Consider the following 24,837-nt stretch of genomic DNA (forward strand, 5'->3'; position numbering starts at 1 on the left):
CCCCGGATCCGCAACGTTCGCAGTACGAAGGCCCGCTCTATGAGTTTTGCAGCAACATCCAGCCCCGACGGCGTGCGGCGGCCGGACGAACCGTCAGGTTCCCCGGATCCCTACGTCCCGGGGCACGGCACGAACGCCTACCGGGTCACCAGGTACGAACTGGACCTTGACTACAAACTGGCCAGCAACAGGTTGAACGGCCGGGCAGTCCTGCACGCGGAGGCGGACCGGGCGGCGTCGGCCATTGTCCTGGACCTCGCGGGAATGCGCGCCGTCAAAATTTCACTCAACGGCAAAAAGGTGCGGAAATTCAGCCAGCGCGCTGAGCAGCTGGTGGTGGTCCCTGACGCCGCCCTGCTCCCGGGAGACCGCTTCATCCTGGACATCCGGTACGAGGGAAATCCCGGTCCCCGCAGCGGCCTGTGGGGCGAAGTGGGATGGGAGGAACTTACCGACGGAGTACTGGTGGCAGGCCAGCCCAACGGCGCCGCCTCCTGGTTTCCCTGCAACGACCACCCGCGGCACAAAGCCAGCTACAGGATCGCAGTGACCACGGACGTCAATTACCGTGCCGTGTGCAACGGACTGCTGATCTCCCGCAGGACAGGGTCCAGCCGTGAAACGTGGACCTACGAACAGGCCGAGCCGATGTCGACCTACCTCGCCACAGTCCAGATCGGCCGCTACGATGTCCTCACCCTGGACACGACGCCCGTTGCCGGCAGCGTCCCGCAACACGTCGCGGTGCCCGCGGCCCTGGCAGATTCCGCACGCCGCGGCCTGGCCCGCCAGCCGGAGATGATGCGGACGTTCGTCAACAGCTTCGGCCCCTACCCCTTCCAGGAGTACACGGTGGTGGTGGCCGAGGACGAGCTCGAAATACCCCTCGAATCCCAGACGCTCTCCATCTTTGGCCCCAACCATCTGGACACCGGCTGGGAATCGCAGCGGCTGATCGCCCACGAGCTGTCCCACCAGTGGTTCGGCAATTCCCTGACAGTTTCGGCCTGGAGCGACATCTGGCTGCATGAAGGATTCGCCTGCTACGCGGAGTGGATCTGGTCAGAGGCTGCCGGCGTCATGAGCGCCGCAGAGCGCGCCGCTGCCGCCTGGCGGAAGCTCTACGCCGGGAGCCAGGACATCGTGGTTGGCGACCCCGGCCCTGAGCTCATGTTCGATGACCGCGTGTACAAGCGCGGCGCCCTCGCACTGCACGCACTGCGGATCCGGTGCGGCGACCTCGCCTTCTTTGCGCTGCTGCACGACTGGGCCGCGAACAACCGCCACGGATCCGTTTCCACCGCCGGGTTCATCCAGACCGCGGACCGTGTGGCGGGCATCGATTCGGAAGCCCTGCTCCATCCCTGGCTGTTCGAGGAGACACTGCCGCCCCTTCCGGCCCGTTAGCGCGCCTGGCTACTTCGGCCGGACCTTGAAATCACCCGACGGCGACGGCGGCCACCAGGTCCACCGGCAGTCCGGAGTCAGCGGGGGCCAGGTCCCTGACGCCGGGGCGCTCAAGCACGTCAACCGTCTCCGGCGCCCGGCTGAGGCCCTCCCCGGTCATCTTCAGGAAGGCCTCCTTCCGCGCCCACAGCCGGGCGCGTCCGCGCAGGAGGTCATCCCCGTACAGGGATGCCACAGCCTGGCGTTCCGCCGTCGTCAGCGCCACGGCGTCGAATCCGTCAAAATCCAGCCGCTGCGGATCTTCGACGTCGACCCCCAGCTGTTGCTCCGGACCGGGTTCTGTCATGGCCGCCAGCAGGGTCCAGCCTTTTGCCCGCGACAGGCTCAGCAGCAGGGGTGCGGGCGCTCCATCCAGCATGTAGCCGGGCCTGCCGTGGGTGATGGCCGGACCGCTGCCGCACTGCGGGCAACTGTAACGGGCGGTCAGGTCCTGCACGCGCACGCCAAGCAGTTCCGCCGCGAGCAGGCGCTGGGCCATCCTTGCGGCCAGGAAATCCTGCCGTGGCACGGCCATCATGGCGCGGGCGCGCTGCAGCTCCGGCGGGTCCAGGAACTGCCGGGCATCGCGTTCCAGCTCCGCTGCCGCCCGTGCTGAATCCTGCCCGGGTACGCGAAAGGGCGGGCAGGCACGCACAACAAGCTGTGACGCCATGGCCCCGCCCTTCCGGTCTTAGCCCTGAGCGCTTGGCGCTGACCCGCCTAGCGCTGAACGGCCCCGAAGCGCTCGGCGGCCATTGCAACGGCGCTCTCACGGGCGGCAGACGCCTCGTCCGCCGTCAGCGTCCGGTCCGCGGCACGGAAGCGGAGGCCGAAGGCCAGCGACTTCTTGCCGGCCTCGATGCCCTTTCCTGCGTACACGTCAAACAGTGCCACGTCTTCCAGCAGCTCGCCGGCGCCTTCACGGAGGGCGGCCAGGACGTCGTCGGCCGGGATTTCCTTGGGAACCACCAGGGCAACGTCCTGGGTGGCCACCGGGAAACCGGAGATGTGCTTCGCGACGATGACGTCGGCTGCAGCGTCGAAGAGGGCGTCGGCGTTGAACTCGAGCGCCACCGAACGTGCCGGCATGTCGTGCGCGGCCAGCAGCTTGGGGTGCAGTTCGCCGGCGTAGCCGACACCTTCGCCCGAACGCAGGGCCAGCTGGGCTGTGCGTCCCGGGTGGTAGGCCTGGTGGTGGCCCTGGCTGACGACGATTTCGACGCCGAGGACGTCTCCGGCCAGGCGGGCTATATCCACGGCGTCTGCCCAGTCCCAGGCACGGGGCGTGTGGGCTGCGGCAGCCGGCGAGTCATGGCCCGTCAGGACCGCTGCGATGTGCAGCGGCTGGTCCGGAACGCCGTCGTACAGGGCATCCAGCACCTCATCGGAGGGCTTGACGCCGAGCGGCGGGATGGACGGCGTACCCACGGAGTCACCCGGCAGGAACACCAGGCCGGCCTCGAAGACCGCCAGGTCGCGGAAGCCGCGCGAGTGGTTGCGCTTGGCCACCTCGATCAGGCCGGGAAGGACGGACGTCCGCAGGTAGCCCTGTTCCTCGCTGATCGGGTTGGCCAGCTTGACGGCCTTGCGGGCCGTTCCCTGCTCGGCCACGCCAAAAGTGTCGTTGGCGGCCTTGGACACGAACGGGTAGGCCAGGACCTCGGTGAGCCCCGCATCGGCCAGTGCCTGGACCAGGCGGCGACGCTGCTGCTGCACGCGGGTGAGGCCGCGTCCCGGGGGCGCCACGGGGAGCGTCGCCGGAATCTGGTCGTAACCCACCAGCCGGGCGATTTCCTCGGAGAGGTCTTCCTTGGTTTCCAGGTCGTTCCGCCAGCTCGGGGCAGTGACCGTCCAGCCGCCGTCGTTCGTCACCACGGCAGCGCCGAGGTCCTCGAGCGAGGTGACGACCTGCGCGTCGGTGAAATCGATGCCGATCCGTGCTGCCGGGAAGGCCGCCGGGAGCTCGATGGTCACGGCGTCAGGCGCAGTGCCGACGTCGGTGCCGGCGTCGTCGGCAGTACCGCCGGCCAGCTCGACCAGGAGGTCAACCACCCGCTGCGCGGCGATGCCCGCAACCTGCCAGTCAACGCCGCGTTCGAAACGCTTGGACGCCTCGGAGGGCAGCTTGTGCCGCCGGCGCGACCGGGCGATCGACACTTCGTCGAAGTGTGCCGCCTCAACAAGGACGTTCGTGGTGGAATCCGACACTTCGGTGGCGGCGCCGCCCATAACGCCGGCGATGCCGATCGCTCCGGAACCGTCAGTGATGAGCAGGTCCTCGACGTCGAGCTTGCGCTCCTTGTCGTCCAGGGTGGTGATCTTCTCCCCCGCCACGGCGCGCCGGACCACGATGTCGCCGGACAGTTTGTCCAGGTCGTAGCAGTGCGTCGGCTGGCCGAGTTCCAGCATTACGTAGTTCGAGATGTCCACCGGAAGGGAGATGGAGCGGATGCCGGCAAGCCGCAGGCGTGAAACCATCCACAGCGGCGTCGGTTTGGTCGCGTTCACTCCGCGGACCGTCCGGGCCACGAAGCGGTCGCAGCCGGGCTTGCCGTAGATGGGAGCGTCGTCATTGAGCTTGACGCCATGGCCGCCGGCCAGTTCAGCCGGTGCCTGCACCTTTGCCGCCGGGTCCGTGAAGGACGTTCCGGTGGCGTGGGCGTATTCGCGGGCCACGCCACGGATGGAGAACGCGTAGCCGCGGTCCGGCGTCACGTTGATCTCGGCAGCCTGGTCGTAGAGACCGAGCAGTTCCATGGCGTCGGTGCCGAGTTCCGGGTCCAGCCCGATCCGGGACAGCACCAGGATGCCGTCGTGGTCCTCGCCGATGCCCAGTTCGCGGACGGAGGCGATCATGCCGGCGGACAGGTGGCCGTAGGTCTTCCGCGCGGAGATGTGGAAGTCGCCGGGCAGCACGGCGCCCGGAAGGGTGACTACGACCTTGTCGCCCTCCACGAAGTTGTGGGCTCCGCAGATGATGCCCTGGACCCCGGACGGGTCGATGCCCTTGCCGGTGAGGGTCTGCTCCTGGCCCTCGGGGACCACGCGGACCTGGCACCAGTTGACGGTCTTGCCGTTGGTCTGCGGTTCCTTGACCAGGCTCAGGACCTGGCCCACCACGATGGGACCGCTGAGCGCATCCGTGGGGCGGTGCACCGCTTCTTCTTCAAAACCGACCTTGACCAGTTCGGCCATCACGTCTTCGGCCGTTGCTCCGGCCGGTACCTGCGCGAACTCACGCAGCCAGGAAAGTGGGATACGCACTGTTAGATCTCCATCCCGAAGTGCTCGCTGAAACGTACATCGCCTTCGATCATGTCGCGCATGTCGCCCACCTCGTTGCGGAACATAAGGGTGCGCTCGATGCCCATGCCGAAGGCAAAACCTGAATAGACGTCCGGATCGATGCCGGCAGCCCGAAGGACGTTGGGGTTGACCATGCCGCAGCCGCCCCATTCGATCCAGCGGGGACCGCCCTTGGCGCCCGGGTGCCAGATATCCAGCTCCGCGGACGGCTCGGTGAACGGGAAGTAGTTGGGGCGCAGGCGGATCTGGGCCTCGTCACCGAACATCTGCCGGGCGAAGTGCTCCAGCGTTCCGCGAAGGTCCGCCATGCTGAGCTTCCTGTCGATGGCCAGGCCCTCGAACTGGTGGAACACCGGGGTGTGCGTGGCGTCCAGTTCGTCCGTGCGGAACACCTTGCCCGGGCACAGCACATAGATCGGCACTTCGCGTTCCAGCATGGAACGGACCTGCACCGGGGAAGTGTGTGTGCGCATCAGGAGGTGGGCCTCGGGGGGCTCCACAAAGAACGTGTCCTGCATTTCGCGCGCCGGGTGGTCCGGCTTGAAGTTCAGGGCGTCAAAGTTGAACCACTCGGATTCCACCTCGGGACCTTCGGCGATTTCCCAGCCCATCCCGACGAAGATGTCCGCCACACGGTCCTGCAGCGTGGACAGCGGGTGGCGCGCACCGGCACGGCGGCGGCGCGGGGCGGCAGTGACGTCCACGGTCTCCTCGACGAGGATCCGTGCGTCATTTTCGGCTTCCAGCTCGGCGGTGCGGTCCGCGAGCGCCTTGTTGACGCGTCCGCGGGAGGCGCCCATGAGTTTTCCGGCGGCGGCCTTCTGGTCCTTCGCCAGGCCGCCGATTTCACGGTTGGCGAGGCTCAGCGGCGACTTCTCCCCGGTGTGCGCGAGCCTCACGGCCTTGAGCTCATCAAGGGAGGAGGCAGCAGCAATGGCGGCGACGGCGTGGTCTACGGCGGCAGTAATGGCAGCTTCATCCAGAGGGTTCGGGATGGCAGCGCCCGGCAAAGTTTCAGTCATCTACTGTTCTTAGCTACGAGTCGGGTATCGCCAGCGACCTGTCCAGCTGCATTCGGGTCCACCGGCAGCGTGTCCGTCACTGACTTGTCTTTCCACGCGACCGTTTTCCGCGGACGCGTGAAGTGACAAAGGGCAGGGCTCGCCGGAATTCGTCCGGCGGGCACTCTCCCCCAGTCTAGTTGAAGGCGCCCGGCTGAACGTGCCACAGCACCCAACGTGACAGTCCTGCAGGGAGGAACGGCGGGCAGGAGCAGCGATCACCGGCTGCCGCTACCATGGCCTCATGACCTCCGGACAGCGGCTGCGGCAGATCGCCAACGCGCTGAATGCATCGACGCTTCTGGGCCTGCTGCTGGCCCGGTGTGCCCGCACGGCTGTCCGCACCGGACCGCGCGGCCTGCTGATCGCCACCGGCTACCGGTGGCGCCTCCCCTTTGCCCAGGCGTTCACCGTGGGGAACGTGGTGCTGTTCCGTGCCGACGCGCCGGAAGCCCTGGCCAATCGGGTGCTGTTGCGGCATGAGGAACGGCACAGCAGCCAATATGCCTGGTGCTGCGGCCTGCCGTTCCTGCCGCTGTACTTCATCGCAGCCGGCTGGTCGCAGCTGCGGACGGGAAACCCCGGCTCCGCGAACATCTTCGAACGCCTCGCAGGACTGGAGGCCGGCGGATACGTGGATATGCGCACCCGCAAACCGCACAAGCGCCGTAAGGCCCGACGCCGTACGGGCAACTCAGCCCCCGATGGAATTGAGGCATGACATGACCAAAATCGCGAGGACAGTAGCGGTGACGGGCTCAGGGACGGCTGAGGCAGTGCCGGACCTCCTGACTGTGTCCGTCGGCGTCGAGTGCCGCCGGGAGGACGTTGGCGCCGCGTATGCGGCGGCCGGAAGGGCCTCGGCCGGGATATCGGCAGTCCTGCGGGAGCACGGTGTGGATGACCGGGACATCAGCACGTCCGGCCTCAACGTCCGCGCCGACGTCGTCTGGAAGGAAGGCGAGGGCCAGACCGTGGCGGGGTATGTGGCCTCAAGCATCCTGTCCGTCCGGCTGCGGGACGTTGCCGGCTCCTCGGAGGTTATCGCCGGGGCGGTGGGGGCCGGCGGCAACGACGTCAGGCTGAACGGGCTGGACCTCGGCTTCGCGGACCCTGCCGCCGTCACGGCACGGGCACGGGAGGCCGCCTGGCAGGACGCCCTTGCCACGGCCAGTCAGTTCGCGTCGCTGGCGGACACTGAACTTGGTCCGGTGGTCTCCGTCACCCAGCAGCCCGGCGCCCCGGGACCGATTCCGGTGGCGAAAATGCAGCGCGCCATGGCCACGGATTCCGTGGGGATCGAGGCCGGGCAGTCGAGCGTGTCGGCAACGGTGGGCGTCGTCTGGGAGCTTCGCGAACGCAGCTAGCGCCGCGGCCGGCGAGCGCCTCGACGCGAGGCGAGGTTAGTGGACTGTACCGGCGGACAGCTTGATGTCCGACGTCGCGGCCAGGGCAGTACGGACGACGACGGCGAGCGCCTCCGCCATCACGGCTGCGGGCAGCGACGGGGTACCGCTGGCCTGGGGCACCTGCCGGGTCTCATACGGGACATGAATGAAGCCGCCCCGCGTTGCCGGGGCGCCGATTCCGGTGTTCAGCGAGTGCATCAGTGCGTAGAAGATGTGGTTGCAGACGTAGGTGCCGGCGGTTTGGGAAACCTCGGCCGGGATCCCGGCGGCACGAAGGGCAAGCAGCGCCGCCTTCACTGGCAGTGAGCTGAAATAGGCGGCCGGGCCGCCGGCGACCACTTCCTCGTCCACAGGGCGGTTTCCGGCGTTGTCCGGGATGCGGGCGTCGTCGCAGTTGATGGCGACCCGCTCCAGGGAGATCCGCGGCCGCCCGCCGGCCTGGCCGACGCAGATCACAAGCTCCGGGTTGTAGCGCCGCAGTGCGTCCTCCAGCACTGTGATGGACTGCCCGAACACACACGGCAGTTCCACAGCAGCGACGGCGTGGCCCTCCCCCTGCAGGATTCCGGACGCCGCCTCCGCGGCGGTCCAGGACGGGTTGGTGGTTTCGCCGCCAAACGGTTCGAACCCGGTCAGGAGAATCATGGCCCCAGCGTAGCAACAGCGGCTCCACACGGGGGTCAGGGTCTTGACTTCTATTCGAACATACCTTCGAATGGTAGCCATGAGATGGGACGCACAAGCACTCCGGCCGGCGACTGCAGGCAACACCGCAGGCAACACCGCAGGCAACGCATCAGCAGCCGCCCCAGCCGTTGACGCGTTGCTGCCGCTGGCCGGACTTGTGCGTTCCGTCTCAACCCCCGAATTCGCCGGGGTCACTTTCCATGAGGTCACCGCCAAATCGGTGCTCAACAAAGTGGCGGCCGGTTCCCGCATGCCCTTCGAATGGACCGTCAATCCCTATCGCGGCTGCAGCCACGCCTGCGTCTATTGTTTTGCCCGCAAGAGCCACACCTACCTGGACTTTGATGCCGGCCTGGATTTCGACAGCCAGGTGGTGGTCAAGATCAACGCAGCCGAAGTCCTGCGGAAGGAACTCGCCAAGCCTTCCTGGGGCCATCATCACGTGGCCCTGGGCACCAACACGGATCCCTACCAGCGCGCCGAGGGCCGGTATCAGCTGATGCCGGGCATCATCAGCGCGCTTGCCGATTCAGGAACGCCGCTGTCCATCCTCACCAAGGGCACCCTGCTGGCCAGGGACATCCCGCTGCTGAAGCACGCCGCTGCGCAGGTGCCGGTCGGGATAGGGATTTCGCTGGCCATGACTGACGAACAGTTGGCCGAGGCAGTCGAGCCCGGCACTCCGGGACCCAGGGCGCGGCTCAAGCTGGTCTCGAGGCTACGCGAAGCCGGCTTGCCGTGCGGCGTCATGGCCATGCCTATCCTGCCCTGGCTCTCCGACAGCGACGAAGCACTGGACTCGCTCTTTGGCTCACTCGCCGCGGCAGGTGCTACGGGTGTTACGGCCGGAGCCCTGTACCTGAAGCCGGGGACGCGCGAATGGTTTATGCAATGGATCGCTGCCCGCCACCCCGAACTGGCAGGCCGTTACCGCCGGCTCTACGGCACAGGGTCATACGCGTCCAAGGAGTACCGCGAATGGCTCGCGGGGCGGATCCGCTATTTCAAGGCCCGGCATGGCTTTTCCGGTTCACACGGCTTCAGCCACCGCGATCTGGCCCAGGACCCCAGGGAAGAGGAAGCACAGTATCCCGCCGGCAGCATGCCCGAAGCGGGAGCCGGCCCGGGGAGGACAACGGGCCTCCGAGGCACCGCAGCAAACGCCGGCAGGGGCGGTCATGCCTCCAGTGAGGATTCCGCCCAGCCCACACTGTTCTGACCCTCGGCCGGAAGCCCGCAGGCGGCCGCCCGTGGAGCGCATGCGGCTTAAACGCACCGGCTCCGGCACTGCCATGGGCAGGACAGGAGCCGCGGTGCGTGGCCAGTGCCACGCTGGTAGGGTGGCCGGAATGGCTGGCGGCTAACGGGTGGTCAGCTCGCCGGGATGACCAGGCCCTTGAACTTCGTGTTGATGAAGTCCTTCATCTCCTGCGACGTCAGGATCTTGAACAGCTTCTGCACGCGCGGGTCGTCCTTCATTTCAGCCTTGACGGCCAGGACGTTGTAGTAGGCACTGTCCTTGCCCTCCACGAGCAGCTGCTCGTCGGCGCTCAGTCCGGCCGGCAGGGCGAATGCCAGCGTCACGATCGCGGCGTCCTTGTCGTTGAGTGCCTGCGGCAGGCTGGCGTTCTCGATCTCGGTGAACTTGCTGAGCAGGGACGTGACGTCGCGGCCGTCCACTGTGGCAGATCCGGAATCGGGGCGCTCCAGCGAATTGATGGTCCGGATCAGGGTGCTCTTGCCGGCACCGCTCTGGCCGACGACGCCGAAAATCTCACCGCGGCCGACGGTCAGCGAAACGTCGTCAAGCGCCCGGACCGCTGCCTCCCCTGAGCCATAGCTCTTCGACACCCGGTCTACGGAAATCATGGGGCTCCCTGTGGTGGCTCAAATCCTCCCGGAACGATTTTCCGCAAAAGCGGGTGCGGACATCGTCCGCACCCAACTTAAGAATTCTGCCAAGCCACTGAAGGCGGCCGATCCGAATTTATTCCGCCGAAACGGAGTTCAGCACTCGGATAATTTCACGATTCCAGTGGAACCCGCTCTGAACCGGCAACGGCGGCCAGCAGGGCCCGGACAATCGGGAAGTCCGCCGGTATCCAGGGCAGGGTGAGAGCTTCATCACTTTCCGCCAGGCTGATCCAGCGCAGTTGGTCGTGGTCTTCCAGCGGGCGGGGTTCGCCGTCCGCAATCTCGGCAAACCAGACCCGCATGGAGGCCTTGGCATTGAGCGGCCAGCCGGCGGCGGATTCCGCCAGCAATTCAGTGCCCAGCCGGATGCCGATGCCCAATTCTTCGCGGAGTTCGCGGTGCAGGGCGTCTTCCGCGGATTCGAGCGGCTCCACCTTTCCGCCCGGGAACTCCCACATCCCGGCGAACTGCGGCGGCGACGTCCGGCGCGCCACCAGGAGCCGGGCAGGGGCACTCAGCGAATCAACAACCGCTCCGCCAACAACATTGATGAGTCCAGTCACTGCAACAGTCTATGGGGGACAATGGTTGTGGCCGATTCCACCGCCGTTCCCGAAAATGGCCGCCACACCGGAATACGGACCACTCCCCCATCGTTGCAGTAATCAGATTTATTCAGTCGCGCCTCAGCCACTACGTGTGCTTCCCGCACCGCCGGGAACGGTGACCGCCTGAAGCAGACCCGCCAGAACCGGAACTCTCGAAGAGCAGGCCAATGACCTCCACGCCCACCCTCAGCCCCGCCAAGCCAAAGGCAGGAGCCCAACACCTTGCCCTGGCCATCGTGTCCCTTGCGATGGGCGGTTTCGGCATCGGCGTCACGGAATTCACCATGATGGGACTGCTCAAGGAGGTGGAGCAGGGCCTGAACATCGGCACCCCGGAAGCCGGCCACCTCATCTCTGCCTACGCCCTCGGCGTTGTCATCGGGGCGCCCCTCCTTGCAGCCGTCGGCGCTAAGCTTCCCCGCAAGCACCTCGCGCTGGGTCTCATGCTGTTCTTCAGCCTGGCCAACCTCACGTCCTACATCGCTCCGGATTACGGCACCATGCTGCTGTCCCGGTTCGCGGCCGGCCTGCCGCACGGAGCGTTCTTCGGTGTGGCGGCCGTGATCGCTGCGTCGCTGGTCGCGCCGACCAAGCGCGGGTGGGCGATCTCCATGGTCATGGCCGGGCTGACGATCTCGAACGTCATCGGCGTTCCGTTCGCCACGTGGCTGGGCCAGGCCTTTGGCTGGCGCCTGCTTTTTGTCCTGGTGGGCGTAATCGGGCTGGTCACGCTTGGCATGCTCTGGAAGTTTGTCCCGTTCCAGGCAGCGCACCCTGACGCCAGCATCCGTCGGGAACTTGGCGCCCTGAAGCGGCTGCAGGTCTGGCTCGCCATCCTCATCGGCATCGTGGGCTTCGGCGGCTTCTTCGCCACCTACACGTACATTGCGCACACCATGACCTCCGTGGCGGGCATCCCGGCCGCCTGGCTGCCGCTTGTCGTCGCGCTGTACGGCCTGGGCATGGTGGCCGGAAACATCGTTGGCGGACGCATCGCGGACAAGTCCGTCATGGGCACAATCTATTGGGTCCTGCCCGGCATCGCGGTCGCGCTGGTCGTCTATGCGGTGGCGGTCCACTGGCCGTGGTCCGCCTTCGTGATGGTGTTTGTGGTGGGCGGGGCAGGCTCCCTCCTGGTCCCGGCCCTGCAGACCCGGCTGCTGGACGCCTCCCCCGATGCCCCGTCCCTGGCATCCTCGCTCAACCACGCGGCCCTGAACGTGGCGAACGCCCTCGGCGCCTTCCTGGGCGGCCTGGTCATCGCGTGGGGGTGGGGCTATGTGGCGCCTGCACTCGTGGGGGCGGTCCTGGCCATCCTGGGTCTCGCCGTTGCCCTCCTCAGCGGCCTGCTGGAACGCAAGAGGCCGCTGGTCTCCTAGCCTGCCCTAACAGGTTCGGTCCAGCGGCCTTCGGCGGGCGTGGCAGCCCGGGCGGGTTGGATCAGACGTGCGCGCGTTCCACGTCGGGTTCAAGGTAGATGACCCGCGCAATGGGCACAGCCTCGCGAATCCGGCTTTCGGCGTCGTCGATGACCTTGGCGATCTCCGCGCCGGTGGCGGCGGCGCCCACGCTGATCTTGGCCGCAACCAGCAGTTCTTCCGGGCCAAGGTGCATGGTCTTCAGGTGGATGATCCTGGTTCCGTCGGCCTCGAGGGCGCCGCTGATCCTGGCCGAGTCGGCCTTCGTGGCGGATTCTCCGAGCAGCAGCGACTTGGTCTCCAGGGCCAGCACGATGGCGATGGCCACCAGCAGGAAGCCGATCATCGCGGTGCCAAGGGCGTCCCAGATACCGTTACCGGTAATCAGGGTCAGGCTTACGCCGAACAGTGCGAACACCAGGCCCAGCAGGGCACCGAGGTCCTCGAGCAGGATGACGGGCAGTTCGGGCTGCTTGGCGTTGCGGATGAAGTGCACCCAGCTCTGCTTGCCGCGCACATGGTTTGACTCGATGATCGCCGTCCGGAACGAGAACGATTCGGCGACGATTGCCCCGATCAGCACAGCCAGGGGAACCCACCAGAAGTCGCCTTCGATGGCGTGGGGGTGCTGAATCTTCTCCCAGGCCTCGTACAGAGCAAACAGGCCGCCCACGCTGAACAGCACAATCGAGACGATGAACGCATAAATGTACCGTTCGCGTCCGTAGCCAAAGGGGTGTTCGGGGCTCGCGGCACGCTTGGCGCGTTTGCCGCCCACCAGCAGGAGGATCTGGTTGCCGGAGTCGGCGACGGAGTGGATGGCCTCGGCCAGCATTGACGACGACAGCGTCAGGAAAAAAGCAACGAACTTCAGTACAGCGATGGTCAGGTTTGCAGCCAGAGCCGCGACGATCGCCTTGGTACCGCCATTTGCAGCCAAGTGAGCTTCACCTCTTCAGGGATTGCCGGAAAATTTGCACGTGCGATCACCGCACAACGCTGATGCCCGCAATGAATACCGTACCCGCCAGCCGCGACCGGACACACCACGCGTCACGGCGGATGACACCAAAAACAATGAAACTAAGCCTGCTGACAAGGAATCAAACCTTGTGTTAGCTTGAAGCCATAATCGGGACCCGTAGTGAGTTCCGACGAATATGTAGGAGGAGACATGGGCTTTCTTGGCTGGATCATTCTCGGACTCATTGTAGGAGCAATCGTCAAGGCAATCATGCCTGGTACGGTCGGCGGCGGCTGGGTCACCAGCCTCGTGCTTGGTGTCGTCGGCGCCATCATCGGCGGCTGGATCGGCGACCTTCTGTTCGGCGGCGGCAGGATGGAATTCTGGAACCTCGGTTCCTGGCTTCTGGCCATCGTCGGCGGCCTGGTCGTAGCCGGCATCTACGGCTTCATCACCGGCCGGAACAAGACCACCACATAACTACACTCACCACCGCTCAGGGCATAGAGATGCCCAATGGTGAAGATTACGACGGCGGGGGCCCACCGGAAGGGGGGCCCCCGCCTTTGCGTTGTGGGTGCGGCTGCTGGTCAGCTGCGCTTTTGCGACCGGGCGCTGGCGTAGAGGCAGACCGTGGCGGCGGTTCCGAGGTTCAGGCTCTCCGCTTTCCCGTAGACGGGTACGGCCACCCGGTAATCGGCCAGCGCGATTTCATCCTCGGACAGGCCCTGGGCCTCGTTGCCGAAAAGCCAGGCTGTGGGCTCTTCCAGCGCATAAATAGATTCCGCGGCGGAGTCCCCCAGACGGCGGGCCGCGTTCTCGTCCTGGAGTCGGTCCAGGTTCAGCTGGCCGTAACCGTCTGCGGCGAGGACCCCGATCCCCCGTTCCTTGCATCGGGCCACCAGCTCGGCCACGTCGGCGCCCAGGACGATCGGCAGATGGAAGAGGGATCCCGCCGTCGAACGGACAGCTTTGGGGTTGTAGATGTCCACGCTGGACGCGGTCAGGACCACGGCGTCGGCGCCGGCGGCATCGGCCGCGCGGAGCACGGTTCCCGCGTTACCGGGGTCGCGGACCTGGCACAGGACGGCAACCAGCTGCGGACCGGCGTCGAGTACCTGCTCAAGGCTCACGTCCAGGAAACCGCAGACCGCGAGAATGCCCTGCGGGGTGACTGTGTCTGCCATAGCGGCGAGCACTTCGTCGCTGGCGAGGTAGGCGGTGGTGCCCTCCGCGAGTGTCTCCAGGTCCGGGTGCCGGTCCAGGCAGGACTCGCTCGCGTAGACCTCATAGACGATGCCGGGCTCCCCCGCAGCAATCCGCTTCTGATGCAGCGTCAGGGCCTCGCGGACCGCCTGCGGACCCTCCGCCAGGAACTCGCGGCGCTTTAAACGGGCCGGGCGCCCGGCAAGTTGTGCCACCTTCCTCACCCGATCAGCTCGGGGGTTGGAAAGTGGAAAGTCTTGCGGGCGCCCGGTTTCGTTCATATAAGAACCTTAGTTGCTTTGGCAGCCGGTTCTTGAACGGGGATGTTACTCGGCAGCCTCGTCAGCAGCCGGCTTCTTAGCAGCCTTGGCCTTGGGGGCCTTTTCAGCGGGAGCTTCCTCTGCCTTGGCGGCCTTGGCGGCCTTGGCCTTCGGAGCCTTTGCCTTCGGGGCGGCTTCGGCAGCGACGGCCGGAGCGGAGGTGTCAGCAGGCAGCGAGTCCTTGGCAATCTGCACCAGGGCGGCAAATGCGTTGGCGTCAGAGACGGCCAGTTCTGCCAGCATGCGGCGGTCAACCTCGACCTCAGCGGCCTTCAGGCCCTGGATCAGGCGGTTGTAGGTCAGGCCATTGGCGCGCGATGCAGCGTTGATGCGCTGGATCCACAGGCGGCGGAAGTCGCCCTTCTTCTTTTTGCGGTCACCGTAGCTGTACACAAACGAGTGCAGCAGCTGCTCTTTAGCCTTGCGGTACAGGCGTGAACGCTGTCCACGGTAGCCCTTTGCGCGTTCAAGGATAACCCGGCGCTTCTTGTGGGCGTTTACCGCCCTCTTCACACGTGCCACGTGCGTACTCCTTCAGAATTCTGATCCCAAGCGACTACTGCCGGAACAACCGGCTGGCCTGAGAAGCCTTTTTGGTAGTTGACTGCTGCCAGGTGGCTAACAGTCAGAGAACTTGGAACTTAGATGCCGAGCATCTTCCGGATGACCTTGGCGTCGCCCTTGAAGACGATCTTGTCGCCGGCGAGGCGACGGGTCAGCCTGGAGGACTTGTGCTCGAGGTAGTGGCGGCGGTTGGCCTGCTGGCGGCGCAGCTTGCCGCTGCCGGTCAGCTTGAAGCGCTTCTTAGCACCACTGTGGGTCTTCATCTTCGGCATGGGAACCGATCTCCTTACGTATCCGCAGACATGTCTGCAGTCTTTCGTGCAGCCACCCCTGCGGGCGGCGTGCTGGTTGCTTGCTGCGCGAAGGCACTTCGCGCAGCTTTGAACTAGTTGGTCTTCTTGCTGCCCGGCTTGGGAGCGGCCGGCCGTGCTGCAGGCTTGGGCGCTGCGGGCCGTGCTACCGGCTTGGGCGGCGGCGCGGGAACTCCAGCAGGCTTCGGCGCCACAGGGGCAGCCGCAGCAGGCCGCGGCGCTTCAGGCGCCTTGGCCACAACCGGCTTGCTGACTGCTGGACGCGGTGCTTCTGCAGCCTTGGGGGCTTCGCGTTTCGGCGCTGCCTGCTTCGCTACCTTGGGAGCCTCCTGCTTGGGAGCTTCCTGCTTGGGCGCTTCCTCAGCCGGAGCTTCCTGCTTCGGAGCCTCCTTGGCCGGGGCTTCGGCTTCCGGTGCCGCAACCGCTTCGGCGGGTGCCTCGACGCTCGTTGACGCCGTAGTGGCCTCAACGTCTGCCTCGGGCGCTGCCTCTTCAGTCGAAACAACGTAACCCTCAGGCAGCAGGTCCGCGAGGGACTGCGTCATGGCGGGCTGGTCGCGGCTGACATCCACCCGGCCGCTGGCCTTGGCTTCGTTCTGGGCCTTTGCTTCAGCGCGCTGCGTCGCACGGCGTGCTTCGGCCTTGGCCTCAGCCTTGTTCTTCAGCGGTCCTACAACCATGACCATGTTTCGGCCGTCGATGCGGGGGCTGGACTCGACAACTCCCACTTCGGCGACGTCGTCGGCGAAGCGCTGGAGCAGGCGGATGCCCATTTCCGGACGCTGCTGCTCGCGGCCACGGAACTGGATCATGGCCTTGACCTTGTCCCCGGCGCCGAGGAAGCGGAGGGCGTGGCCGCGCTTCGTCTCGTAGTCGTGGGTGTCGATCTTCAGCCGGAAACGGATTTCCTTCAGAACCGTGTTGGTCTGGTTCTTCCGGGCCTCGCGTGCCTTGACGGCGGCTTCGTACTTGTACTTGCCGAAGTCCATCAGCTTGCACACCGGAGGCTTGGCCTGCGGTGCAACTTCAACGAGATCAAGGTCGGACTCGGCAGCCAAACGCAGGGCGTCCTCAATACGGACAATTCCTACTTGTTCGCCTGCAGGGCCGACCAGCCGCACCTCGGGGACGCGGATACGCTCATTGATTCTTGGCTCGCTAATGTTAGAACTCCTGTGGTTGAGGTGAGTATTCCACCGACAAAATAGAGAAGGCCCCCAATTGCCGGAGCAATCGAAGGCCTCGAAGATCGGATGTACAACGCCTCCGGGGAGGCTGTACGCGTTCCACCCGGCTGACGCCGCCGTGGAATGCCCGACCAGGTACCCGGCAACCTTGCTTCCGCGGGAATTGCTTCCTGGGAAAACGGCTGACGCGGGTGGGAGAGAACTCCGCTTGCAAACTGAAAATCAATTCTACAGAAGAACCACGAAAGCTGCACATTCGCAGCCACGAGTTTCACATAGCAAAATAACGACATTCAGTCGGTCTGTGACAAGCTTACCAGTATGAGCACTTCAGACAGTAATTCACACGTTTTCGAGCCCTCCACCGGCCAGGGAGGCGGCCAGGAACAGGTGTCGCAGCAGATCCGCGATATCTCCGAAGTTCCCGCAATCGAGGTCATCACCACCGCCGCTGTGCACCTCATGAGCGCCTCGGCAGTCAAGCTCGGGCTCGCCGCCGAGGAGAACGCCGAAGAGCTTAAGGACCTTGATGAGGCCCGCAAGCTGATCACGGCTCTGGCCGGACTCGTTACCGCTGCCGCCCCGGAGATCGGTTCCCAGCACGCCGGTCCATTGCGCGACGGACTCCGTTCCCTGCAGCTTGCGTTCCGGGAGGAGTCGATCATTCCGGACGCCCCGGGCAAGGGGCCGGGCGAAAAGTACACCGGGCCGGTCAACTAGGCGATCCACAGAACGCGACGGCGGGCGGACCAACGAAGGTCCGCCCGCCGTCGTTGTTTCAGGCCGGTTCCGGTCAGCCGTCAGGCGGCCATCCGGCGGCGGCGCAGGTGCTGCAGCACCAGGCCCAGGAGGCAGAGGACGACGCCGGCGGTACCCACCGAGACAAACCCGGCGGAGGGCCCGATGCCGTCGATGAACACGCCTGCCAGCGGAGCACCCAGTGCAACTCCGGCAGTGAGCGCGGACCCGTACCAGCCCATCGCCTCGCCGCGGCGGCTCTCCTCCACGAGGTCGGCCACCTTTTCCGAGGCGGAGGACAGGACTGGTGCGCACAGCAGCCCCGGAAGCAGCGAAAGAAGGCACAGCGTCAGGGTGTCCTGGGCGAAGCCCATCGGGATGGTCAGGGCAGCCATTCCGAGCAGCAGGAGAATCGGCGAAACTGGCCGGTGCATGGCGCCGTAGAGCACCCCTCCAACTACGGAGGCCGCACACCAGAAGATAAACACCAGGCCGATCTCCGCCTGATGCCCGCCGGTCTCCAACGCAGCGACAATGCCCACGTCCGTGCCGCTGAGCACCATCCCGGCCCCGGCCGCCACGGCAAAGACTGCGGCCACCGCTGCGGTGAACCAGGCAAAGTTGTGGGCCACCTTGTCCCGCAGCCCCGAACGCCGGAGCCCGCCAGCCGCCATGGGCGCGAGTTCCGCCGCAGCTTCCTGCAGATGCGCCGGAGCCGCTGCGACCACGGCCACTTCGGCGCCTTCCTGCTGGTCCGCTTCGTAGCCAGCATCCGCCGCCGCACTGCGGGTGGGAGGGTTGAACCACATCAGGAAGAGTCCGGCCACTGAGGTGGACACGCCAACCACCGTCAGACCGATGACCGAATGGCCGGTGGTGGCCACAATCGCGCCGGCGGCGGGGCCGATCATAAAGACCAGTTCGGTGGTGATTGCGTCCAAGGCGAATGCCGTCCGCCGCTGATCGCCGCCAACCAGTACGCCAAGGGACTGGCGCACCACGCTGAAGATGGGCAGCGTGAGGAGTCCCCCGACGAACACCAATGCCAGCAGCCATTCGTACGGCACGTGCGGCACCACGGACCAGATGACGGCTTCGGAGATCACCGAAGGAATCAGAGCCCTCCGAAGGCCCACTGTGTCAACCCGGCGTCCGCGCCACGGCGCGCCCACGGCGATGCCGATGGTCATGACGGCTGCCGCTGCGCCGGCGGCGGCATATCCCTCACCCAGGGTGAGGACGATGTGCAAAGTCAGCAGCACACCCGCCGCGGAGTGCGGTATGCGGGCTATCATTCCCACGATCAACAGGCGCCGCACAGGCTTGATCGCCAGGAGCTCTTTGTAGAGAGCGAAATTCACGGGTTACGTCCTTCATCCTGCCGGCGGCAAGTCCGGGACGTGTCCCCCTTACCGCCAGCTACTCTGCTGCGCGCTGCAACTTTACCTCGATCGAGTCAACGCGCTCGGCGAACACCGCATTCCGGGACCAATCGGAGTTCAGTCCCGCCACTATTGACTGGACACCGGCAGCGTCGAGTCCGTCTTCCAGGTACAGCACCACCCTGAGCTCAGGCCCCGGGCCGCCGCCGGGGACGACGGCCCCGCCGGCTGTGGCCGAGGCAACGCCGCCGCCGGGTTCAAGTTCGACACGCCTTACCGGCGGATAGCCCGCCGTTGCCTCGCCCATGGCAAGAGCCAGCTCGGGATCCGCATAGGACGGCAGCCACTCGCGCTGCTGGGCGAGGGCCCAGACGGCCGGCCGGCGGACAACGAACGTGTACTCCGAGCCGGGGTCCAGGACCAGGAGTTCCGCACCTTCGGCCACGGCGGACAGCGCCGCCCTCGCGGCATAGACTGCCACCGGCCGGGCTTCCGGATGCCACGACTCCAACGCCGCCGCCGACGTGAACACCGGCATCGCCGTCCGGCCATCCGGTGCCTTGAGCGTCACGAGCGCCATATCCGCCTGCTTGTCACCGTGCAGGGTCTCACCGTGCGGGCTGTCACTGTGCGGCGTAGCGGCGGCTTCGCCTTCCTCGGCAAGCTGGGCAACGATGGGAACGAAGACCCGGGCCGCGGCCAACGATGCGACCACGGCGGCTTCGTCGCCTGCCGCCGAGCGAAGAGCCGCAACCGCGGCGAGGTACCCGGCGTCGGCCGTACCGTCGTCGTCCTCGAAGTTGTGGATCTTAGCGTCTTCACCGGCGAGGCTGCGGCCTGCCCAGGGCTGCCCGGCGGAGTCTGTGGCGCCGCCGGAACCTGCAAGCGCGGCGGCGATGTGGCCCGGAAGCTCGCGGGATGCCCGCGGCGCAGCCTTCGACGGGCCGCCGGCAAGGTCCCCGGTCGGAGACTCCTGGCCGGCCGGGTTGCCGCCGGCAGGCAATGAGGGTCGCTGGTCCATGGTGGCTGCCTGCCTAGCGGCGGCCTGCTACGTCCAGCGCTTCCGGCAGCGTAAATGCCCCGGCGTACAGCGCTTTGCCCACGATGGCGCCTTCGACGCCCAGCGGGACGAGGGATCGCAGGACCTTGAGGTCGTCAAGGCTGGAGATGCCGCCGGAGGCCACGACCGGTTTGCCGGTCTTCTCCACCATCTGGCGGAGCAGTTCAACGTTGGGCCCCTGAAGGGTGCCGTCCTTGGTGACGTCGGTGACCACGTAGCGTGCGCACCCGGCTTCTTCGAGCCGAGCCAACACGTCCCACAGGTCGCCGCCTTCCTTGGTCCAGCCGCGGCCCGCCAGGGTGGTTCCACGCACGTCGAGGCCGACGGCGATCCTGTCGCCATAGCGGTCGATGGCGCGCGCCGTCCACTCCGGGTTCTCCAGGGCGGCAGTACCCAGGTTCACCCGGGCAACACCCAGGTTCAGGGCCTTCTCCAGTGACTCGTCATCGCGCAGGCCACCGGACAGCTCCACCTTGATATCCAACCGGCCCACGACTTCGCGGAGCAGCTCGGCGTTCGAGCCGCGGCCAAAGGCTGCATCCAGATCCACCAGATGCACCCACTCGGCGCCCTGTTCCTGCCAGTTCAGCGCAGCTTCCAGCGGGGTGCCGTAGCTCGTTTCGCTGCCGGCCTCGCCCTGGACCAGGCGGACCGCCTGGCCGTTCACGACGTCGACGGCGGGCAGCAGTTCGAGTACGGGCAGCGGCGTTTCGGTGGTCATCTTCGGGTCCTCAGGTTGTAGTGAAGCTGCGTTTGTGGAGCGATGCAGGCCGGGCTAGTTCGCCTGCAGGGTAAGCAGGTAGGCGGCCAGCAGGGCCATTCCGGCCAGTACGTAGAAAACGATCTGGGTCCAGAGCGGCTTGCGCTGCTGCCGGAAGGACAGAGCTCCGCCAACCAGGAGGCCGGCGAGGCCCGTCAGGACAATCGACCACATCTAGGCGGCCGGTCCGGTTGCGGCAGCGGCTTTTGGCGTGGCTGTCTGCGCGGCGGGGCCATTGCCGCGGCGCAGGCCGTTGACCCAGTTGCGGAGCAGCCGGGCACCGGCGTCGCCGGATTTTTCGGGGTGGAACTGGGTGGCGCACAACGGCCCGTTCTCCACGGCGGCGACGAACGGGGCGCCGTGCTCGGACCAGGTGACGAGCGGCGCCGCCATGCGGGGCTGGATGACATCGAAGTCCCAGTGCTGCACGCCGTAGGAGTGCACGAAGTAGAAGCGCTCGTTTTCGACGCCGTCGAACAGTTTGGAGCCTTCCGGCACCGTGACCGTGTTCCAGCCCATGTGGGGAACCACTTCGGCAGGCAGCAGTTCCACCTTTCCGGGCCACTCCCCCATGCCTTCAGCTTCGGTGCCGTGCTCCACTCCGGCTTCGAACAGCACCTGGAGGCCCACGCAGATGCCAAGGACCGGGCGGCCGCCGGCGACGCGCCGGCCGATCATCCGGATGGCGTCCACGGCCTTCAGTTCGCGCATGACCGTCTCGAAGGCTCCGACGCCGGGGACCAGCAGTCCGTCAGCATTCAGGACATCCTCCGGCTTGGCACTGAGGATGACCTCGGCACCTGCACGCTCAAGGGCACGGACCGCCGAGCGGACGTTGCCGGAACCGTAATCCAGCACGGTGACGGTGGGTTTTCCTTCCGGAGACGCAGGCTTCGCGCTCCCGGCAGGATCCAGGATGGCCCCATCCTGGAGGACCGGGCCGGTCACAGTGCACCCTTGGTGGAGGGGATGCCTTCAACGCGGGGATCCGGCTCCACGGCCGCCCGCAGCGCACGGGCGAAGGCCTTGAACTGGGCCTCGACGATGTGGTGCGGGTCCCGGCCGGCGATGACGTTCATGTGCAGGCAGATACCAGCGTGCAGGGTGATGGCCTCGAAGACGTGGCGGGTCAGGGAACCCGTGAAGTGTCCGCCGATCAGGTGGTATTCCTGGCCCGCGGGCTCGCCGCCGTGCACGAGGTAGGGTCGCCCGGAGACGTCAACCACGGCGTGGGCTAGGGCTTCGTCGAGGGGAACCGTTGCTTCGCCGAACCGGCGGATCCCGGCCTTGTTGCCCAGGGCGGTGCGGAGTACCTCGCCAAACGTGATGGCAACGTCCTCCACCGTGTGGTGGACGTCGATGTGGATGTCACCGGTCGCCTTGACGGTCATGTCGATGAGCGAGTGCTTGCACAGGGCAGTCAGCATGTGGTCGTAGAACGGAACCGAGGTGCTGATGTCCGAGACGCCCGTGCCGTCAAGGTTGATCTCGACCAGCACGGACGATTCGCTCGTGGCACGCTCCATGCGTGCGGTCCGGGCCTCGGCAGCAATGGATCCGGTGGTGCTCATGTGTTGTGTCCTTTAGATGAAGGAGAAGTGTTGTCTGGGAGCCGGCTTGGGAGAACCGGTAGCCCTGGTGACGTGGGTCTGATTCCAGTTTAGGCCGGGACGCTGGGCTGCCCGGTCAGGATCAGTTCGAGGGCTTCCAGGAACGCTGTGGTTTCCGTCTCAGTTCCGGCCGTGACGCGCAGGTGGCCGGGGATCCCCACATCCCGGATCAGGACCCCGGCGTCCAGCAGTCCCTGCCAGACCTCGTGCGGGTTTTCCAGCCCGCCGAAGAAGACGTAGTTGGAATCGGACGCGGCGGGCTTGAGACCCATTCGCGTCAGCTCCGTGACGATCCGGTCGCGCTGCAGTTTGATGTCCTCGACGTCGGCCATGAGGGCTTCACGGTGGGTTAGCGCGGCCAGGGCCGTGGCCTGGGTGATGGCGGACAGGTGGTACGGCAGCCGCACCAGGCGCAGGGCGTCAGTAACTTCGGGGGCGGCGGCCATGTAGCCGAGCCGTGCTCCGGCGAGGGCAAAGGCCTTGCTCATGGTGCGGGACACGATCAGGCGCTCACGGCCGGGAAGGAGCGTCAGCGCGCTGGGCGTGCCGTCGTGGGCGAACTCGTGGTACGCCTCATCAACGATCACAACCGTCTGGCTGGCCTCGCCGGCGGCGTAGACGGCCTCGACCACATCCAGTCCCAGGCCGGTGCCGGTGGGATTGTTGGGCGAGCACAGGAAAACGATGTTGGGCTGAAGTTCCCTGACCTGACGGGCTGCCGATTCGGCGCTGAGGCCGTAGTCGTCGGCCCGCTGGCCGACGATGTATTCCGTGTCCGTTCCGCTCGCCAGGAGCGGGTACATGGAGTACGTGGGCGGGAAGCCAAGGGCTGTGCGGCCCGGCCCGCCGAAGGCCTGCAGAATCTGCTGAAGCACTTCGTTGGACCCGTTGGCGGCCCAGATGTTCTCCGCTCCCAGGCCGTGCCCGAGGTACTCTGCAAGGCGCTCACGGAGTTCGGTGAACTCACGGTCCGGGTACCGGTTCAGTCCCGCAGCAGCTGCCGTCACGGCCTCGGAAATGGCCGCGAGGACATCCGCCGGAACGCCATGGGTGTTCTCGTTGACGTTGAGCAGGATGGGAACGTCCAGCTGCGGCGCTCCATACGGGGTGAGGCCCCGCAGGTTGGTCCGGAGGGGAAGTCGGTTCAGTCGCTCTAGCTGGTCAGTCACTTCAACAGTTTAAGTGAGGGTGGCCGGGCCACTGAAACTGTGACGCCTGCCGGCCCGCTCCGGTACGCCGGGGACCGGATTCCGCAACAGCAGGGCGGCAGGTCCCGGCGGGCCCGGCAGGTCCCGCCACGTCCCGGACACGGAGGCGTCCGGGCCGCTGTTCTACTTAGAGGGGACGAAGATCTGCTGGCCCGGCATGACCTTGCCGCCGTCAAGGTTGTTAAGCTGGACGATGTCCGCCACCACGTCGCGGGGATCGCGCTCCGGCGCCACGGTCCCGGCAATTCCCCAGAGGGACTCCCCCGGCTGCACCGTGACAGACACTGTTGGGGTCAGCGACAGCTCGGACACGGAATCCGCGGCCTTGGCCGGTGAGTTCAGGAAGCCGGCCAGTGAAATGAGCACCACCGACAGCAGAATCAGCGGGAGGCCCACCAGGACGATGCGGCCCCGGCGGGTCAGGCGGAGCGGCGGCTGGGCGGACCTGGCCTTCCCTGAAGGACGGTCCTCCCAGTTAAAGACCTGCATTCCGGAGCCGTGGTCTACCCGGCTGGTGGAACGCTGCTCTTTCGAACGCTGCTGACCGGAACCCTGAATAGCGCTTGTTGCTGACATGAACTGAGCCCTCCTGGACCTGACTGTGCCGCCCGGCATGTTCCCAAAGATGCCATCCGCCCGTCCCGGCCTTCGAACATCGAACTCTTCGAACATAGAACCGAATGGGGTTTGCGACTAGAACACATATTCGAACTTTGCTGGTTCTGTTCTAGCACTTATTAACGAACATTGTCGAGACTCACTAGAACAAATGTTTGAAAAACGTGTGCGGCTGACCTACGTTTGAGCTACAGAACAACCACTTCTGCAGTTGATCAGCAGGGTCTGACATTTTCAGGCCGGAAGTTCCCGGCAGCTGCAGCCACGGAGGCCGGGTGGAACGAAAGGCGTTGGCGAACATGGCAGCACAAGCCACCGGCGGCAGGGCTACGCAGCGGAGCCAGCAGTCACCAGCGAAGCCCAAGGGCCTCACGGTGCGGCAGAAGAAGATTCTGGAAACCATCCAGCGGTCCGTCAACGACAACGGCTATCCGCCGTCCATGCGTGAAATCGGCGACACCGTGGGCCTGGCCAGCCTCTCCAGCGTCACCCACCAGCTCTCACAGCTCGAGAAGCTGGGCTACCTCCGGCGCGACCCCAAGCGTCCGCGCGCCATGGAAGTGCTCATGCCGCTGACCCTGGACGAGGGAACCGCCAAGATCTCCGGCGTGGAGAAGCCTGCCCGGCTGCGCACGATTGGCGGCTTGTCCGTTTCCGAACTGGCCACGGCGACGGATACGGCAATGGTCCCCCTGGTGGGCCGGATTGCGGCAGGCGGCCCCATCCTGGCAGACCAGATGGTCGAGGACGTCATGCCCCTGCCGCGGCAGCTCGTCGGCCACGGCGAGCTTTTTATGCTGAAGGTGTCCGGCGACTCCATGATCGACGCGGCCATCTGCGACGGCGACTGGGTGGTGGTCCGCCGGCAGAGTGATGCCGTCAACGGCGACATTGTGGCCGCCCTGCTCGATGATGAAGCCACCGTCAAGACATTCCGCCAGCGCGACGGCCACACCTGGCTGCTCCCGCAGAACACGCAATACGAGCCCATCCTCGGCGATCACGCCAACATCATGGGCAAGGTCGTTTCGGTTCTCCGCTCGCTGTAGCCGCCGCTCCC

The 24,837-nt window shown here is 66.1% G+C and carries 27 protein-coding genes; 8 read left to right on the forward strand and 19 right to left on the reverse strand.

The window, feature by feature from the left end:
- The first annotated feature begins 39 nt into the window (after positions 1–39).
- Positions 40–1,407: a M1 family metallopeptidase gene (locus J7I79_RS11215; protein WP_214953177.1), complete on the forward strand. Its 1,368-nt coding sequence runs from the start codon at positions 40–42 to the stop codon at positions 1,405–1,407.
- A gap of 31 nt (positions 1,408–1,438) precedes the next feature.
- On the opposite strand, the gene J7I79_RS11220 is transcribed toward J7I79_RS11215, so the two are convergent.
- The 3 genes from J7I79_RS11220 to pheS are packed head-to-tail and all read right to left on the reverse strand — an operon-like array spanning position 1,439 to position 5,774.
- Positions 1,439–2,119 (reverse strand): 4'-phosphopantetheinyl transferase superfamily protein, encoded by a 681-nt coding sequence (locus J7I79_RS11220; RefSeq protein ID WP_214953179.1) that lies wholly within the window; start codon positions 2,117–2,119, stop codon positions 1,439–1,441.
- A 47-nt stretch (positions 2,120–2,166) separates the two neighbouring features.
- The gene (gene pheT, locus J7I79_RS11225) at positions 2,167–4,710 is read right to left on the reverse strand and encodes a phenylalanine--tRNA ligase subunit beta (protein WP_214953181.1); all 2,544 of its coding nucleotides are present in this window, start codon (positions 4,708–4,710) and stop codon (positions 2,167–2,169) included.
- 2 nt (positions 4,711–4,712) lie between these two features.
- Positions 4,713–5,774: a phenylalanine--tRNA ligase subunit alpha gene (pheS, locus tag J7I79_RS11230; protein WP_214953183.1), complete on the reverse strand. Its 1,062-nt coding sequence runs from the start codon at positions 5,772–5,774 to the stop codon at positions 4,713–4,715.
- A 283-nt stretch (positions 5,775–6,057) separates the two neighbouring features.
- Here pheS and J7I79_RS11235 point away from each other — a divergent pair, with 283 nt between their 5' ends.
- Positions 6,058–6,534 carry a DUF4157 domain-containing protein gene (locus J7I79_RS11235; protein ID WP_214953185.1) on the forward strand — a complete coding sequence of 159 codons (477 nt, stop codon included), beginning with the start codon at positions 6,058–6,060 and terminating at the stop codon, positions 6,532–6,534.
- A gap of 1 nt (position 6,535) precedes the next feature.
- On the forward strand, positions 6,536–7,180 hold the full coding sequence (locus J7I79_RS11240; protein ID WP_214953187.1) for an SIMPL domain-containing protein: 645 nt from the start codon (positions 6,536–6,538) through the stop codon (positions 7,178–7,180).
- Between the two features lie 36 nt (positions 7,181–7,216).
- Here the strand turns inward: J7I79_RS11240 and pcp are convergent, their stop codons facing one another.
- A complete protein-coding gene (gene pcp / locus J7I79_RS11245; protein WP_214953189.1) occupies positions 7,217–7,867 on the reverse strand; it encodes a pyroglutamyl-peptidase I in 651 nt (216 codons plus the stop codon).
- Positions 7,868–7,946: 79 nt separating this feature from the next.
- Here pcp and J7I79_RS11250 point away from each other — a divergent pair, with 79 nt between their 5' ends.
- Positions 7,947–9,128, forward strand: coding sequence for an Rv2578c family radical SAM protein (locus J7I79_RS11250; RefSeq protein ID WP_214953191.1), 1,182 nt, complete (start codon positions 7,947–7,949; stop codon positions 9,126–9,128).
- Between the two features lie 152 nt (positions 9,129–9,280).
- Here the strand turns inward: J7I79_RS11250 and J7I79_RS11255 are convergent, their stop codons facing one another.
- Both J7I79_RS11255 and J7I79_RS11260 read right to left on the reverse strand, forming a co-directional pair.
- On the reverse strand, positions 9,281–9,778 hold the full coding sequence (locus J7I79_RS11255) for a MetQ/NlpA family ABC transporter substrate-binding protein (RefSeq protein WP_214953193.1): 498 nt from the start codon (positions 9,776–9,778) through the stop codon (positions 9,281–9,283).
- A 155-nt stretch (positions 9,779–9,933) separates the two neighbouring features.
- Positions 9,934–10,386, reverse strand: a complete 453-nt coding sequence (locus J7I79_RS11260) for a (deoxy)nucleoside triphosphate pyrophosphohydrolase (protein WP_214953195.1) — start codon at positions 10,384–10,386, stop codon at positions 9,934–9,936.
- Between the two features lie 212 nt (positions 10,387–10,598).
- On the opposite strand from J7I79_RS11260, the gene J7I79_RS11265 reads away from it, so the two are divergent.
- A complete protein-coding gene (locus J7I79_RS11265) occupies positions 10,599–11,810 on the forward strand; it encodes an MFS transporter (RefSeq protein ID WP_214953197.1) in 1,212 nt (403 codons plus the stop codon).
- A 61-nt stretch (positions 11,811–11,871) separates the two neighbouring features.
- On the opposite strand, the gene J7I79_RS11270 is transcribed toward J7I79_RS11265, so the two are convergent.
- Positions 11,872–12,789 carry a cation diffusion facilitator family transporter gene (locus J7I79_RS11270; protein ID WP_104172449.1) on the reverse strand — a complete coding sequence of 306 codons (918 nt, stop codon included), beginning with the start codon at positions 12,787–12,789 and terminating at the stop codon, positions 11,872–11,874.
- Positions 12,790–13,023: 234 nt separating this feature from the next.
- Here J7I79_RS11270 and J7I79_RS11275 point away from each other — a divergent pair, with 234 nt between their 5' ends.
- Positions 13,024–13,293, forward strand: a complete 270-nt coding sequence (locus J7I79_RS11275; RefSeq protein ID WP_214953199.1) for a GlsB/YeaQ/YmgE family stress response membrane protein — start codon at positions 13,024–13,026, stop codon at positions 13,291–13,293.
- 110 nt (positions 13,294–13,403) lie between these two features.
- On the opposite strand, the gene J7I79_RS11280 is transcribed toward J7I79_RS11275, so the two are convergent.
- The 4 genes from J7I79_RS11280 to infC form a co-directional block, all read right to left on the reverse strand.
- Positions 13,404–14,300, reverse strand: a complete 897-nt coding sequence (locus J7I79_RS11280) for an RNA methyltransferase (RefSeq protein ID WP_214953201.1) — start codon at positions 14,298–14,300, stop codon at positions 13,404–13,406.
- Between the two features lie 45 nt (positions 14,301–14,345).
- On the reverse strand, positions 14,346–14,861 hold the full coding sequence (gene rplT / locus J7I79_RS11285; protein ID WP_214953203.1) for a 50S ribosomal protein L20: 516 nt from the start codon (positions 14,859–14,861) through the stop codon (positions 14,346–14,348).
- Between the two features lie 119 nt (positions 14,862–14,980).
- Entirely contained in the window at positions 14,981–15,175 is a 195-nt protein-coding gene (rpmI, locus tag J7I79_RS11290; protein ID WP_009358635.1) for a 50S ribosomal protein L35, read from the reverse strand.
- A 113-nt stretch (positions 15,176–15,288) separates the two neighbouring features.
- Positions 15,289–16,335: a translation initiation factor IF-3 gene (gene infC / locus J7I79_RS11295; protein WP_396020193.1), complete on the reverse strand. Its 1,047-nt coding sequence runs from the start codon at positions 16,333–16,335 to the stop codon at positions 15,289–15,291.
- A 387-nt stretch (positions 16,336–16,722) separates the two neighbouring features.
- On the opposite strand from infC, the gene J7I79_RS11300 reads away from it, so the two are divergent.
- Complete coding sequence (locus tag J7I79_RS11300; RefSeq protein ID WP_104172453.1) at positions 16,723–17,121, forward strand: DUF1844 domain-containing protein; 399 nt, start codon at positions 16,723–16,725, stop codon at positions 17,119–17,121.
- An 80-nt stretch (positions 17,122–17,201) separates the two neighbouring features.
- Here the strand turns inward: J7I79_RS11300 and J7I79_RS11305 are convergent, their stop codons facing one another.
- From J7I79_RS11305 to J7I79_RS11340, 8 genes are all read right to left on the reverse strand, one after another.
- Positions 17,202–18,500 (reverse strand): MFS transporter, encoded by a 1,299-nt coding sequence (locus J7I79_RS11305; protein WP_214953205.1) that lies wholly within the window; start codon positions 18,498–18,500, stop codon positions 17,202–17,204.
- Positions 18,501–18,558: 58 nt separating this feature from the next.
- On the reverse strand, positions 18,559–19,542 hold the full coding sequence (locus tag J7I79_RS11310; protein ID WP_251042693.1) for an SseB family protein: 984 nt from the start codon (positions 19,540–19,542) through the stop codon (positions 18,559–18,561).
- 13 nt (positions 19,543–19,555) lie between these two features.
- Positions 19,556–20,302 carry a bifunctional 1-(5-phosphoribosyl)-5-((5-phosphoribosylamino)methylideneamino)imidazole-4-carboxamide isomerase/phosphoribosylanthranilate isomerase PriA gene (gene priA / locus J7I79_RS11315; protein WP_214953206.1) on the reverse strand — a complete coding sequence of 249 codons (747 nt, stop codon included), beginning with the start codon at positions 20,300–20,302 and terminating at the stop codon, positions 19,556–19,558.
- Positions 20,303–20,356: 54 nt separating this feature from the next.
- Entirely contained in the window at positions 20,357–20,515 is a 159-nt protein-coding gene (locus tag J7I79_RS11320; RefSeq protein ID WP_214953208.1) for a hypothetical protein, read from the reverse strand.
- Positions 20,516–21,289: an imidazole glycerol phosphate synthase subunit HisH gene (gene hisH, locus J7I79_RS11325; protein WP_214953210.1), complete on the reverse strand. Its 774-nt coding sequence runs from the start codon at positions 21,287–21,289 to the stop codon at positions 20,516–20,518. It lies immediately after the preceding gene.
- Positions 21,286–21,912, reverse strand: coding sequence for an imidazoleglycerol-phosphate dehydratase HisB (hisB, locus tag J7I79_RS11330; protein ID WP_104172458.1), 627 nt, complete (start codon positions 21,910–21,912; stop codon positions 21,286–21,288). The genes hisH and hisB overlap by 4 nt, the downstream gene beginning before the upstream one ends.
- Positions 21,913–22,001: 89 nt before the next feature.
- Positions 22,002–23,120: a histidinol-phosphate transaminase gene (locus J7I79_RS11335; protein WP_214953212.1), complete on the reverse strand. Its 1,119-nt coding sequence runs from the start codon at positions 23,118–23,120 to the stop codon at positions 22,002–22,004.
- Positions 23,121–23,282: 162 nt separating this feature from the next.
- Positions 23,283–23,648, reverse strand: a complete 366-nt coding sequence (locus J7I79_RS11340; protein WP_214953484.1) for a LysM peptidoglycan-binding domain-containing protein — start codon at positions 23,646–23,648, stop codon at positions 23,283–23,285.
- 428 nt (positions 23,649–24,076) lie between these two features.
- On the opposite strand from J7I79_RS11340, the gene lexA reads away from it, so the two are divergent.
- Positions 24,077–24,826: a transcriptional repressor LexA gene (lexA, locus tag J7I79_RS11345; protein WP_104172827.1), complete on the forward strand. Its 750-nt coding sequence runs from the start codon at positions 24,077–24,079 to the stop codon at positions 24,824–24,826.
- Positions 24,827–24,837 lie beyond the last annotated feature (11 nt).

The organism is Arthrobacter sp. ISL-69, assembly GCF_018613775.1.
Classification (GTDB): Bacteria; Actinomycetota; Actinomycetes; order Actinomycetales; family Micrococcaceae; genus Arthrobacter.

Coding starts and splice junctions, on each gene's coding strand:
- J7I79_RS11215 (WP_214953177.1), top strand. CDS start 40: ATGAGTTTTGCAGCAACATCCAGCCCCGACGGCGTGCGGCGGCCGGAC.
- J7I79_RS11220 (WP_214953179.1), bottom strand. CDS start 2,119: ATGGCGTCACAGCTTGTTGTGCGTGCCTGCCCGCCCTTTCGCGTACCC.
- pheS (WP_214953183.1), bottom strand. CDS start 5,774: ATGACTGAAACTTTGCCGGGCGCTGCCATCCCGAACCCTCTGGATGAA.
- J7I79_RS11235 (WP_214953185.1), top strand. CDS start 6,058: ATGACCTCCGGACAGCGGCTGCGGCAGATCGCCAACGCGCTGAATGCA.
- J7I79_RS11240 (WP_214953187.1), top strand. CDS start 6,536: ATGACCAAAATCGCGAGGACAGTAGCGGTGACGGGCTCAGGGACGGCT.
- pcp (WP_214953189.1), bottom strand. CDS start 7,867: ATGATTCTCCTGACCGGGTTCGAACCGTTTGGCGGCGAAACCACCAAC.
- J7I79_RS11250 (WP_214953191.1), top strand. CDS start 7,947: ATGAGATGGGACGCACAAGCACTCCGGCCGGCGACTGCAGGCAACACC.
- J7I79_RS11255 (WP_214953193.1), bottom strand. CDS start 9,778: ATGATTTCCGTAGACCGGGTGTCGAAGAGCTATGGCTCAGGGGAGGCA.
- J7I79_RS11265 (WP_214953197.1), top strand. CDS start 10,599: ATGACCTCCACGCCCACCCTCAGCCCCGCCAAGCCAAAGGCAGGAGCC.
- J7I79_RS11275 (WP_214953199.1), top strand. CDS start 13,024: ATGGGCTTTCTTGGCTGGATCATTCTCGGACTCATTGTAGGAGCAATC.
- J7I79_RS11280 (WP_214953201.1), bottom strand. CDS start 14,300: ATGAACGAAACCGGGCGCCCGCAAGACTTTCCACTTTCCAACCCCCGA.
- rpmI (WP_009358635.1), bottom strand. CDS start 15,175: ATGCCGAAGATGAAGACCCACAGTGGTGCTAAGAAGCGCTTCAAGCTG.
- J7I79_RS11300 (WP_104172453.1), top strand. CDS start 16,723: ATGAGCACTTCAGACAGTAATTCACACGTTTTCGAGCCCTCCACCGGC.
- J7I79_RS11310 (WP_251042693.1), bottom strand. CDS start 19,542: ATGGACCAGCGACCCTCATTGCCTGCCGGCGGCAACCCGGCCGGCCAG.
- priA (WP_214953206.1), bottom strand. CDS start 20,302: ATGACCACCGAAACGCCGCTGCCCGTACTCGAACTGCTGCCCGCCGTC.
- J7I79_RS11320 (WP_214953208.1), bottom strand. CDS start 20,515: ATGTGGTCGATTGTCCTGACGGGCCTCGCCGGCCTCCTGGTTGGCGGA.
- hisB (WP_104172458.1), bottom strand. CDS start 21,912: ATGAGCACCACCGGATCCATTGCTGCCGAGGCCCGGACCGCACGCATG.
- J7I79_RS11340 (WP_214953484.1), bottom strand. CDS start 23,648: ATGCAGGTCTTTAACTGGGAGGACCGTCCTTCAGGGAAGGCCAGGTCC.
- lexA (WP_104172827.1), top strand. CDS start 24,077: ATGGCAGCACAAGCCACCGGCGGCAGGGCTACGCAGCGGAGCCAGCAG.